This window comes from Verrucomicrobium sp. BvORR034, from assembly GCF_000739635.1.
Classification (GTDB): domain Bacteria; phylum Verrucomicrobiota; class Verrucomicrobiia; order Verrucomicrobiales; family Verrucomicrobiaceae; genus Verrucomicrobium.
The window spans coordinates 1-12,047 of the sequence record NZ_BATQ01000064.1 but is presented as its reverse complement, the minus strand read 5'-3'; the positions used below and the strand labels follow the sequence as shown (position 1 = coordinate 12,047).

The following is a 12,047-nucleotide window of genomic DNA, read 5'->3' as shown; positions in this document are numbered from 1 at the left end:
GCTACCGCAGCAGTTCCTGGCTGCCCGAGCCTGTCCTCACCTGTCTGCCATCGATTCCCCTCCCGTCCGCCCGGAAGCCATGCCTCCGGGCTTTTTTGCAATCACCGCGCCCGAACTTCGCGTCACACCTGGGCTCAAACGGCCATTCGATACCGTGCTTGGGAAAAGCTCGTGCGCTTCATCTGATGATTTTGTAACTTTTATCTACTCCAAACTTTCTTCGAGTTGAAGCAAGTCCGGCGCAATCTACCATCCGATTGAATCATGCACGAAGTTCTCGCCCAAATTGAGAAGCTTGCTGTTGTCCCTACGATCGTCCTCTCAGACGTTTCGCACTCTGAACCCCTCGCGGAGGCGCTGATCGATGGCGGTCTGCCCTGTGCCGAGGTCACCCTGCGCACGCCCGTGGCTCTCGAGGTGTTGCGCCGCATGGCCAGCCTCAAAGAGTCCATCCTTCTGGGGGCAGGCACTGTTCTAAACATTGAGCAGGCTGATGAAGCGATCGCCGCCGGGGCGAAGTACATCGTTTCACCCGGCATGGATGAAGGCCTCATCCGCCACTGCCAGTCCAAGAACGTGCCAATCATCCCCGGAGCCTGCACGCCCACAGAGGTGATGCTGGCGGTAAAGCTGGGGCTGGAGTGCGTGAAGTTCTTCCCCAGCAGCGCGTATGGCGGCATCACGGTCATCAAAGCTCTGCATGGACCGTTCCCAAACATGCGCTTCCTTCCCACCGGCGGAGTCACCCGGGAAACCATGGGCGAATACCTGGGCTTCAAACCCGTGATCGCGGTGGGTGGCACGTGGATGGTCCGGAAGGAGTGGCTCGCCAACGAGCGCTACGACATCGTGACGGACGCCTGCATCGTCACCCGCAGCACCATCGATCTCATCCGCCGCTCGAAGCCCCAGGAGGGCACCGACGAATGACCTCCGGGGTGCGATGACCCCTCTGCTGCGATGAGAGTTCTCTTCATTCCGTAACACTCCCCTGCTTCGAGACATATCCTCCATTGCAGTCTGCTTTCCTCACCACACTACCATGAACCGACGCTCCGCTGCCGAAGCCTACGAAAAAGTCCCCACCAGCATCTTTGAATCCTCATCGGCCGCAGCCGCCTCTCTGGCCAAGGAAGTGCGCGAACTGATCGAAGCCCGCAACAAGGAGGGCAAGCCCGCCATTCTGGGACTGGCCACGGGGTCCACCCCGGTGCCATTCTACCGCGAGCTCATCCGCCTGCACCGTGAGGAGGGCCTCAGCTTCAAGAACGTCATCACCTTCAACCTCGACGAATACTACGGCCTGGGCTCCGACCACCCGGAGAGCTACTACCGCTTCATGTGTGATCAGCTCTTTGATCACATCGACATCCCGAAGGAGAACATCCACCTGCCCAGCGGCACCGTGCCAGGGGACCAGGTGTTCGAGCACTGCCGCCAGTATGAGGAAATGATCGACGCCGCCGGCGGCGTGGACTTCCAGATCCTGGGCATCGGCCGTACCGGTCACATCGGCTTCAACGAACCCGGCTCCTCCCGCGAGTCGCTGACACGCCGCATCACGCTGGACCGCATCACCCGCCAGGACGCAGCGGCTGACTTCCGCGGGGAGGAGAACGTGCCCCGCTTTGCCATCACCATGGGGGTGGGCACCATCCTGCGAGCGAAGCAGATCGTCCTGATGGCCTGGGGTGAAAACAAGGCTGGCGTGGTGTCGCGTGCCGTGGAGGGCCCGGTCACGGATGCCGTCTCCGCCTCCTTCCTGCAGGATCATGACACCGCCCGCTTCTTCATCGACCAAGCGGCTTCCCGCGAGCTCACGCGCATCAAGCTGCCGTGGCTGGTGGGCCCTGTGAAGTGGTCCCCAAGCGAGACGCGCCGCGCCGTCTGCTGGCTCTCCAGCACCTACAAGCGCCCCGTGCTGAAGCTCACGGACGAGGACTACAACGAGCACGGTCTCTCTGACCTGCTCAGCGAGCAGGGCCCGGCCTACCAGCTCAACATCCGCATCTTCAACCAGCTCCAGCACACCATCTCCGGCTGGCCAGGTGGCAAGCCCAATGCGGACGACACCTTCCGCCCGGAGCGCGCCAAACCCTACCCGAAACGCGCCCTCATCTTCAGCCCTGAGCCACAGGACGCCATTGTCAGCATCGGCGGCACCATCGACCGTCTCATCGAGCAGGGCCACGATGTCTGCCTCGTGAGCATGACCAGCGGCAACCTGCGCGTGCCCGATAGCGAGGCGGACAAGTTCGCCAGCATCCTGCAGGAACTCGCCACCGCCTCCCCCGAAGGCTGGAGCGAGCAGACAGAGTATGCCCGGCACATTCTGCGCCTCCTGGAGGAGAAGGGCCCCTTTGGTGAGGACCCACCCGCCGTCCGCCAGCTCAAGAGCCTGATCCTGCGTGGAGAACTTCGCGATGCGGCCCACGCCTTGGGCCTGCCGCCAGAGAAAGTGCAGTTCCTGAACCTGGCCTTCTACGAGGCAGGACGCTACCGCCGCTTCAAGCCCACGCATGATGACACGGCACAAATCGTGACCTTGCTGCGCGAGTTCAAGCCTCACCAGATCTATGCCACGGGCGATGCGGCAGATCCCTCCAGCGTGGCCGCCCTGTGCTACCGGGGCATCGAGGCAGCGCTGGCGGAGCTCCAAAGTGAAGACTGGTCGGCGGCCTGCTCCATCTGGCTCTATCGCGGCAAGGAAAAAGCCCTCGAACCCTGGGAGATCGACATGGCCATGCCCATGAGCCCCAACCAGCTCGAGCGCAAGGCCCGCTCCCACACACGATACCAGTCGCTGACCACCATCGAGAAGGACGTCGTGCGCAGCAACCAGTCCACCGCAGAGCAGTACGACTCCCTCGGCCTCGCCAACTACGAAGCCATGGAGAGCTTCCAGCGCAACCGCCGCGCCTAGCTCCCCTCCTTCTCAGTCGCAACCATCCCCAGGCCTCCTGACACTCGTTGTCAGGAGGCCTTCTTATGCTATCCCAACTTGCGCATTCAGTTTCCGCATTCCGCATTCCGCATTCCGCATTCCGCATTCATAATTCATAATTCATAACTAGCTCCCCCATGTCCCGCTGTCCCTGGTGCCCTGCTGATGATCCTCTCTATGTGGCCTATCACGATGAAGAATGGGGCGTACCGACGAAGGATGGTCATCACCTGTTTGAGATGATCAACCTGGAAGGAGCCCAGGCCGGGCTGAGCTGGAGGACCGTGCTGCACAAGCGTGAGGGCTATCGACGGGTTTTTGAGAACTTTGATCCTGCCAAGCTGAGCAAGTGGACTCAGAAGCACATTGACCACGCCCTGCTGGATCCTGGCATCGTGCGCAACAAGCTCAAGGTGGCCGCCGTAGTGCGCAACGCCCGCGCCGTTATGGTGCACTTCAACGGGAGCCTGGATGCGTTTTCGGAATTCCTCTGGGATCACGTCGGCGGCAAGCCGGTGCAGAATGAGTTCGAGGCAACTTCCCAAGTGCCAGCGAAGACCGAGGTGAGTGATCGCTTGAGCAAGGCGCTTCAAAAGAAGGACTTCACCTTCGTGGGCTCCACCATTTGCTACGCTTTTATGCAAGCCGTGGGCATGGTGAACGATCATCTGGTGAGCTGCCCGCGATTCCGCGAAGTACGGAAGACGGTAAAGCGCAAGGTTTGAAACGGGGGCCCAATGGCGTGACTGAACTGGCTGAAGCCCGTGACTACTTTTGCTGTTCACACAAACGAAGAAAGCCCAACGTTGACGAGCTTCCAGCGAGTCTACGTTGGGTAGGTGAGGTAGCGAAACGACTCCGAAGGAGTCGCGGCGGTCTGGTTCGCAGCGGCCCCAAAGGTTCCTTGGCAGGCACTGCTGAAGCCTCTCTTTGGAGGTGGTCACGCGATCACCGGTCAGCCGTACCCACACCTTGGTTCCTCGAACCTCCAACTCCTCCGTTCCCCAACCGACGGGGCCCGTCGGACTACTCCCGGGACCTCGCCACGGATGATTCGAGAGGCCGCGACTGCCAGCCTCCCCCTCGCTCCCGCGGGTGCGGGAGTTCAAGTCTTCTGTCTCTTCTCCTACTTCTGCGCGGCAGCCACGCCCTCCTTCAGGCTTAACATGAACGCCAGCACATCCGCCAGCTCCTGCGGCTTCAGGATCAACCCCATGGGAGGCATCGGGGAGATCGGCGTAGCGGTGTAACTTTCGGCCAGCTTCGCATTGGGTTCGAGGAGACTCTGCTGGATGTAGGCCTCGTCCTTGTGGCTGGCGATGCCATCAAGTGCCGGCCCCACCGCGCTGCCCTTCCCGCCGAGCATGTGACAGTTCACACAAGCCGCCACAGGATGGGTCCAGAAGATGTTTGCTCCTCGCTTCACATCACCCGTCAATAGAGCGTCCCCGGCGGCCTCGCCAGGCAGCACCTCACACAGGCTCACATCGTCAAAGATCGCATCGCCCTTCGCCACATGCAGGATGTTGATGCTCAGACGGGTGCGATCCTTGGAGTTAAACACCACCTCCACCTCGCTCCAGTTGAAGTTCCGCTGCACCTTGTCCGTCTCCACCGGAGTGCTATGGGCATTCAGGCTGGCCTTGCCTCTGAAGGCATGAGTCTTGATCCATCCGGCCAGGCGGTACTCCGTGTTGGGCTTCACTGGCACATCCGCATACAGGCTCGTATCAGCATCCGCGCGAGTGACGCAACGGACGCCGTTGCTACCAGAGTGAGTGTTGCCCTCGCCGGACACCACCTTCCACTCCGCGCCCTGATTGCCAGGATTGCGGCCGGAGCCGTAGTCACGGCGCGCCCACCCCTCGGGCAGACCGTTGGTCGCCAGCACCTCGAATCCTGGATTCGGCAACAGATTCGGCCCTAGCTTGTAGGCCTTCACCCCGTGCTTCTTCTCCAGCGCCCGGTTCATCTCTCGCAACCATTCATCACTCTTCACTGCAGCATCCGAGGCCAGACTAACGACCAGCGTCTTGATCTCCGGTGTGGTGGGAAACTCGCCCAACTTCACCAGTGCGGCCAGGCGGGTGGTCAGATCGGGATCACTCACCACCCCGGCGCCAAAATACAGGCTCTGACTTTTCAGATCGGCGCCGAGAGCGCGGATGGCGTTGCGACGCAGTTCGGGAGCCTTGGCCAGGAGGGCAGCACGATGGGTGGATTCATCCAGCTGACTCAGTCCCTGGAGAGCCCAGAGAGCATGGATGGCCCCAATGTCGCCATCATTGGCCAGCACCTTCTGCTTTAGTGCAGGCACGGCATCGATCACCTTGCCCTCCACCAGGCGCTGCTGGGCGTGCAAGCGGGTGTACTGCACATCGTCATCCAGCAGGGCAACGAGATGCGCTGCGCTCGCCCCGCGATACTGCGCCGGTTTGCGAACTGGGGCATCGGCCGCCACGATGCGATAGATGCGTCCGCGCTCATGATCGCGCAAGTCATTCACGTGCGCCCCACCAGGGCCGGTGGTGGCTTTGTAGCCGCCGCGCTCCTGGCTGGGCGTGGGATTGTGCTGGATAATGAAGTTCTGCCAGTCGGCAAACCAGACCGCACCATCTGGCCCCACCTCGGCAAAGACAGGCGACATCCACTCGTCGGTGCTGGCCACAAGGTTGTAGGCGTCCTTCGCCGCAAAGCCCGCGCCTTCAGGCACCACTTTCATCAGGGAGATGATCTTCAGTGTCGGCTCACACACCATGGCACAGCCCTGGAAGCGGGATGGCAGGCTCTTGGAATAGAGGAAACTCGAACCCGCCGCGGAGGTGTAGCCGCCAAACACATCCACCTGGCGGAAGTTCGGCGTGATGGTGTGGGCCTTCTCCACGAGGTTGATCTTCTTGGCCGTCATCGTCCGCACACCCTCGGGAACCACAGTTCTAGGAATGCCTCCGTAGAAGAGGGGCGCGCCATTGGCCGTGCCGCCAAACTGGTCCCCCGCAGCGTTGTAACTGTGCCCCCACGTGTTGTTTGTGAACTGGTGCAGGAACTCCAGCGCGGAGCCGTCTGCCTTGAAGCGGTAGGTGCCCTGGGTAAACTCGATCGCCTTCCCCGCCACGGTGCCCTTGAAGGCCGAGTAGCCCACCGCACCGTAGAGCCAGTTGTCATAACCATAGTGCAGGTTGCTGGCCTGGGCGTGTGTGTCGCCGATCCCCCAGCCGGTGAGGATTTCCTCCCGAACATCGGCCTTGTCATCGCCATTGGTGTCCTTCAGGAACAGGAAACGCGGCGGCTGCGAGACGATGATGCCACCATTGGCAAACACGATCGCAGTGGGAATGTTGAGCTTGTCGGCAAAGACCGTGAATTTGTCCGCGCGACCGTCCCCGTCGGTGTCTTCGCAGATGCGGATCGTGTCATTTCCTCGTCCCTCAGGATTTACCCCATGCGGATAGTCGCTGGTCTCTGCCACCCAGCAGCGGCCGCGGTCGTCCCAGGCCATGGCGATGGGTTTGCGAATGTCCGGCTCGGACGCAAAGAGTTGCAGCTTCAGATCGGCAGGCACCTGGGTGCGCTCCATGCTGCCCTTCACGTTGAAGGGCTTTTGAAACGTCAGCGGCTCGGGCCGCTTTTCGTAGTTGGCCACATTCGCGTTCTTCTCCCGGATCTCCGGCTCACGCTGGGCCAGAAAGGCCTGCCAGTCCTTCTCCAGCCCGAGCTCGCGGGCGACTGCAACCACCTTCTCACGAATAAGCACGGGAGTTTCCCCACCGCTGAGATCGATGCGCCCCTTCGATGGCACAGCGGTAACGTCAGCGCCCGAGCCAGATACGATGGCAATCTGGTAGCGAGCCGCCAGTTCCGGCGTCAGGTCCTTGCCAGCCACATAGTCGAAGTAGATTGCATCCCGTCCGAGTTCGGCCATGGCGGAATGAAGCGGGCCCAACTGCGATTGCTCGGTGCCGCTGGCATCGTAGTAGAGCACGCGCAAGGGTCCCGCCGCCGCCAGAATCGGAGCGGCGCAGGCAAGGCTGAACAAGGAAGCGAGGAAGCGTTTCATGGTTTTCGTGGGCACTTGAATTTCGCCACAAACAACGCCTTTCTGCGATTCCTTTGTGCTGACATGTTTTATGGGGAATCAGACAGCACCCCACCCTCAATCTTGGCACAAAAAAGGGTGAAATCGGACCCATCACTCCAATTGCAAGGACTTGTTTTTGGACCAAACGGTCTGTAGATGAAGCTTTTACTCCCGGCACAAGTGTGCTAAATCAGACACGTGGGCTTACACCATCCAACACCGCAAACTCAGGAAGAACTGCTCTCGGCAAGAGACCAGTTCATGCGGCAGATCTCACCGGACTCCGCCTTCCACCGGTTGTTTGACCACATGCCGGAGGTGTCCTTTTTCGCCAAAGACCGTGAATTCCGGTTCATTGCCGCCAGCCGTCGCTTCTACGAGAGGTTTGGGTTTACCGAGGAAAAGCAGATCATTGGTCACAATGATTTCGACATCTTTCCCACCCGTCTGGCGGAGAACTTCCGCAAGGATGATGAAGTGGTGCTCTCCACCGGTCAGCCCAAGCTCAACATCATGGAGCTGTTCTTCACCCAGCAGGGCATCCCGGACTGGTTTGTGACCAACAAGCTGCCCCTCTTCAACCGCGAGGGCCAGCCCATCGGCATCATGGGCTCCGTGCAGAGCTATGAAGGGCGCAAGCAGGTCATGCAGCCCTACCTGCAGCTCGACAAGGCGGTGAACTACATCCGCCAGCATTTCCGCACCGGGGTGACCATCAGCGAGCTGGCCGAGCTCGTCCACCTCTCCCCGCGCCAGCTGCATCGCAAGTTCGTGGAAACATTCGGCAGCAGCCCGCAGGCCTTCATCATGAAGCTGCGCATCCAGGCCGCCTGTGAAGCGCTCCAGCATGAAGACCGCCAGATCAGCGAGGTGGCCATGGAGATGGGCTTCTGCGACCAGAGCTCCTTCACTCAGCAGTTCCAGAAGCATGTGGGGCTCACACCCATGAGGTATCAGCGGCAGTTCCGGTTGCGGGCAGGTTAGCGGGAGCTTTGGAGAGACAGGATTAACAAGATTTCGGAAGGATTTACAAGATGGGGAGCAGGGTCGGCAGGCGACTGGGACGACACGGGAAATCGTACCGGGTTTGGCAGTGTCGTTGAGAGGATGGTTGGCTGCTGGGTGCGATAATAACAGTCCGTTGCCGCACGTTCGGGGACACCACTTTACCGACGCGTTCAGAGACTATGGCCAGTCAGTCGACGAGTAGTCCATGTAGCCCATCCGCTCAGAAGAAGCTCTTCCTCGAAGAGGATGCGGCCACAAGCCCAACGTTGACGAGCCTCCGGCGAGTCTACGTTGGGTTGACAAACAATGACATCTACTCCGAAGGAGTTGTGGCGATCGGATCGCTGGCCCCCGTCCGCAGGAGCGCCAGCTCAGGTCTTCCAGTCTTCTGTGTCCCTTACACCCCAGCCTTGTCGGCCTCGTGCATCTGGCCGCCATTTCCATTGCCCTTGCCCTTCTCCACCCCATTCCCATGCGCAGCAGGGTGGCTCGTCAGCTTGTCAATCCACGCGAGAACGAGGGCAGAGATCAGGAAGGTAAAATGAATGCATGTCTGCCAGAAGAGCTCGTGCAACGTCTTGCTGTTGGCATCAATGAAACTCTTGAGCAGGTGAATGGACGAAATGCCGATCAGGGCGGTGGCTAGCTTCACCTTCAACACCCCTGCGTTCACATGTGAGAGCCACTCCGGCTGGTCTGGATGCCCGTCCAGATCCAGTCGCGATACGAAGGTCTCATAGCCCCCGATGATCACCATGATGAGCAGATTCGCGATCATCACCACATCGATCAACCCCAACACGATGAGCATGATTTCCTGCTCCTTGATGACGGGAGCATGTCCCACCAGGTGCCACAGCTCCTTGAGGAACACCCAGACATACACCCCCTGGGCGAGAATCAGGCCGAGATAGAGTGGAGCCTGCAACCACCGGCTCAGGAAGATGAGGCTGCTAAGGGTCGTGCGAAATCCGTTGGAAGAAGGGGGGGTCATGCGCGGGAGATTTAGAGCAAGAGTTCAGGGCTCGTCAACCGTGCACCCAGGAACGTGACAACCTGCCCGGCTTCCCATGAAGCGCGCCAATCAGACGTCCTACATCGCACGACGACCGCTCAGGGCATGATGCAGCGTCATTTCATCCACGTGATCCAACCCGCCTCCCGCCGGCATCCCTTGGGCCAGCCGGGTCACCTTCACCCCCAGAGGGCGCAGGGAGTCGGCGAGGTAGTTGGAAGTCGCCTCCCCTTCCACGTCCGCGCTCAGGGCCAGGATCACCTCCTCTACCCCCAAGGCAGGCACCCGCGCCGCCAGCTCACGAATGCGCAGGTCAGAAGGTGTAATGTTGTCCAGCGGGGACAGGCGCCCTCCCAGCACATGATACAGGCCTGAGAAGGCTCCGCTGCGCTCCAGCCGCAGCACATCGGCCGCTTGTTCCACCACGCAGAGCACCGTCTTCTGCCGTTTGTCGCTTTCACACAGACCGCAGGCCGAGTCCCGCTCGATGAAAAACCCACACTCTGAGCAGATCCCCACCCGCTGCTCCAGTTGCACCAGCGCACGCGCCAGCTCAGCCGCCCGGGCATGGCCCCGCCCCATCATCCAAAGCACCAGCCGCTCCGCGCTCCGCTGGCCGATGCCAGGGAGCGACTTCATCTGAAGGATGAGTTCCCGGATAGGGGCGGGATAGTCCAGCGCAGGCATAAGATAGACAGTCGGAGAAGGATGTGAAAAAGCAAACCGCCGGGTGCAGGGCAACCCGGCGGGAGAGATTTTAACGGTTCACAACTGACTGGCGGCCTACGGATTCACCGTCAGCAGACGCACATGGCGGGAGACGCCCTTCATGTCTGCGCTGCTTTCATCCTTCATGCCAGCCTCAGCGCGCTCCAGGAAATACTTCAGCGGCGGATCTTCGCGGGTGTCGATGCGAGCCTGCATGAGCTGCTGCACCGCTTCTTTGTAGTTGCCCTTGCGAAGGCTCACCACGCCCTGCCAGAAGGCATCGCGGGCCTTGGATTCCTCCTCGCTGAGCTTGCCCTTTTCTGCCAGCAGTTCGTAAACTTCGGAGATCTGGTGCAGCTTCGGCGCATAGACCATTTCCATCGGACGGGTTTCCACCTTCTCCTTCGTGAGGTGGAACGTACGGGCAGAGATGAGCAAGTGGCTGCCGTACACCAGGTTCACCGCGCAGAGACGGCGGCTGAAGTCAAGCGGCTCACCCACGGCGCTGTAGAATTCAAACTCGCGGAAGCCAAAGCGGCCCACGCTCATCTGGCCAGTGGCCAGAGCCACGCCGAAGGCGGGCTTCCGGTGCCAGCGGTTCTGGATCTCCTGGTCCAGGTTCACGAGGCGTTGCTTCAGTTCCAGCGCCGACTTGCAGGCGTCCATGGCGTGGGTGCCGCCATTCTTGTCCATCATGCCAAAGAAGACGCGCACGCCATCCGCCGTGCAGGTGTCCAGATAGGCCCCCTTGGCCACCATGAACTCCCCAGTCACCTGCAGGAAGAGCGAGCCGAGTTGCTCCAGATCCTTGGGCTCCATCTGGTTGGCGAGATCCGGATAGTTCAGGATGCGGCAGGTCAGCACCGTCAACTCCCGCTTTCCGGTGAGCATGGAGTCGTCCTTCGCATTGATCAGACGCTCAAAGTTCTCCGTGGAGACGCGTCCGACGAAGTAGCGGAACAGCTTGTGCCGCTGCCAGCCTGGATCCACGTGACCGAAGATGATGCCACCCAGCCCCGTCGCCACCACCGCCAGCACGGCGGAGAGCGGCTCAAAAAGGATGCCGCAGAATGCCAGGATGGGAGAAAGCAGCAGCGTCAAGAATGCCGAGGCGATGATGAACGCGACCTTGCTGGAACGACGCGGCAGCTCGATGCACACCCAGGAGGAGATGTAGGCCATCAATGTGATGAAGCCATATTGCAACGGCACCATGAACTTCAAGGGCCCCTCCACCGGAAGGATGAAGATGCTCCGGTAGAACTCCTCCAGCTGCGACATCTTGTCGCTGAAAAAGCCAGTCAGGTGGAAAACGCCCACGAGGGCGGCACTCACTACTGCTCCCAAAATCAAACTAGCCGCCCAACTGCGTCCCATAGTCTTGCTTTATCTATTTGCTTTGATCGTTGCCATGCGCACGGCGGTAAGATGCCACCACCAGATCGCTCAAGTATTTGTCTGGCTCCTGCACCGCCCGCAACGGAAGCACAAATGATTTTTCTGCATTGTTGCTCGCGATGAGCTGTAGTCCGAAGGGGTAGTCCTTGAACATCTTCCGGCAAAGCTCAGCCACCGTGCTTCCTTCCCGGGCACTACGCTCCACCAGAAGCTTCGCCGCATCCCACTCAAACCGGATCTCCAGGCCATAGTCGTGGCTGAAGCTCTGGGCGAAATCCTCCACCTCCCGGGCGGCAGCGCTCACCTGCACGTTCTGTGCCTTGTCCCGACAGTGGGCCAGGGCGGCATCTGGATCGCGCAGCAGCGTCTCATCCACCAGCAGTTCCTTCAATCCCAAAGAAGGCAGCTCGAACTTGAAGTCACGCAGAGACTTTTCCCACACGGTCATCAGACCACGCGCGCCAGTCTTCTCCTCGGCCGCCTGGCGGGCCTTCACCCGCAGCGCACTGTCGTCAAAGGTAGCATGAATGCCATAGGCCTGAAACTCGCGCTCGAACTGGCGGATCAGGCTCCCCTCGCTGCTCTTCATGATGTCGAAGAGATCGTCCGCAGTCAGGGAGTCACAAACCACCCGCACGGGCAGACGTCCGATGAACTCTGCCTCGAAGCCGTAGTCGATAAAATCCTGGGTGCGAGCCAGGCGCAAAGGCGTGCCAGAGATCACATCCTCCCGCACGGCGGCACCGAAACCAATGCTCCCCTTGCTGACGCGACGCTCAATGATCTTCTCCAGACCACCGAAGGCCCCGCTCACGACAAAGAGGATGTTGCGGGTGTTCACCACCTGGCGGCGGGGCCCGTCCCCTTTCCGCATCTCAAACATCATCTGAATTTGG

Annotated in this window: 8 protein-coding genes and 1 pseudogene; 4 read left to right on the top strand and 5 right to left on the bottom strand. The window is 60.5% G+C overall.

The features are described from left to right. Window positions 1-264 precede the first annotated feature (264 nt). The 3 genes from eda to BV034_RS11445 all read left to right on the top strand — a co-directional run bounded on the left by eda (window position 265) and on the right by BV034_RS11445 (window position 3,669). A complete protein-coding gene (eda, locus tag BV034_RS11455) occupies window positions 265-930 on the top strand; it encodes a bifunctional 4-hydroxy-2-oxoglutarate aldolase/2-dehydro-3-deoxy-phosphogluconate aldolase (RefSeq protein WP_050027099.1) in 666 nt (221 codons plus the stop codon). A gap of 112 nt (window positions 931-1,042) precedes the next feature. Continuing rightward, on the top strand, window positions 1,043-2,923 hold the full coding sequence (gene nagB / locus BV034_RS11450) for a glucosamine-6-phosphate deaminase (protein ID WP_050027097.1): 1,881 nt from the start codon (window positions 1,043-1,045) through the stop codon (window positions 2,921-2,923). Window positions 2,924-3,081: 158 nt separating this feature from the next. Beyond that, entirely contained in the window at window positions 3,082-3,669 is a 588-nt protein-coding gene (locus BV034_RS11445; protein ID WP_050027095.1) for a DNA-3-methyladenine glycosylase I, read from the top strand. A gap of 401 nt (window positions 3,670-4,070) precedes the next feature. Here BV034_RS11445 and BV034_RS11440 read toward each other — a convergent pair whose 3' ends face one another. Further along, entirely contained in the window at window positions 4,071-7,001 is a 2,931-nt protein-coding gene (locus BV034_RS11440; RefSeq protein ID WP_050027093.1) for a PVC-type heme-binding CxxCH protein, read from the bottom strand. 282 nt (window positions 7,002-7,283) lie between these two features. Between BV034_RS11440 and BV034_RS11435 the strand changes: the two genes are divergently transcribed. Next, window positions 7,284-8,006, top strand: a complete 723-nt coding sequence (locus BV034_RS11435; RefSeq protein ID WP_050027091.1) for an AraC family transcriptional regulator — start codon at window positions 7,284-7,286, stop codon at window positions 8,004-8,006. A 421-nt stretch (window positions 8,007-8,427) separates the two neighbouring features. On the opposite strand, the gene BV034_RS11430 is transcribed toward BV034_RS11435, so the two are convergent. From BV034_RS11430 to BV034_RS11415, 4 genes and pseudogenes are all read right to left on the bottom strand, one after another. Then, a complete protein-coding gene (locus tag BV034_RS11430; protein ID WP_050027088.1) occupies window positions 8,428-9,024 on the bottom strand; it encodes a TIGR00645 family protein in 597 nt (198 codons plus the stop codon). Window positions 9,025-9,123: 99 nt separating this feature from the next. Continuing rightward, entirely contained in the window at window positions 9,124-9,732 is a 609-nt protein-coding gene (gene recR, locus BV034_RS11425) for a recombination mediator RecR (protein WP_050027086.1), read from the bottom strand. 96 nt (window positions 9,733-9,828) lie between these two features. Continuing rightward, window positions 9,829-11,088 carry an adenylate/guanylate cyclase domain-containing protein gene (locus BV034_RS11420; RefSeq protein ID WP_050027085.1) on the bottom strand — a complete coding sequence of 420 codons (1,260 nt, stop codon included), beginning with the start codon at window positions 11,086-11,088 and terminating at the stop codon, window positions 9,829-9,831. Between the two features lie 55 nt (window positions 11,089-11,143). Beyond that, window positions 11,144-12,047 (bottom strand): annotated as a pseudogene (locus BV034_RS11415) (AAA family ATPase); the annotation flags it as partial.

Excerpts from the sequence above, each read along its gene's own strand:
- eda (WP_050027099.1), top strand. The coding sequence starts at position 265 with ATGCACGAAGTTCTCGCCCAAATTGAGAAGCTTGCTGTTGTCCCTACG.
- nagB (WP_050027097.1), top strand. The coding sequence starts at position 1,043 with ATGAACCGACGCTCCGCTGCCGAAGCCTACGAAAAAGTCCCCACCAGC.
- BV034_RS11445 (WP_050027095.1), top strand. The coding sequence starts at position 3,082 with ATGTCCCGCTGTCCCTGGTGCCCTGCTGATGATCCTCTCTATGTGGCC.
- BV034_RS11440 (WP_050027093.1), bottom strand. The coding sequence starts at position 7,001 with ATGAAACGCTTCCTCGCTTCCTTGTTCAGCCTTGCCTGCGCCGCTCCG.
- BV034_RS11435 (WP_050027091.1), top strand. The coding sequence starts at position 7,284 with ATGCGGCAGATCTCACCGGACTCCGCCTTCCACCGGTTGTTTGACCAC.
- BV034_RS11430 (WP_050027088.1), bottom strand. The coding sequence starts at position 9,024 with ATGACCCCCCCTTCTTCCAACGGATTTCGCACGACCCTTAGCAGCCTC.
- recR (WP_050027086.1), bottom strand. The coding sequence starts at position 9,732 with ATGCCTGCGCTGGACTATCCCGCCCCTATCCGGGAACTCATCCTTCAG.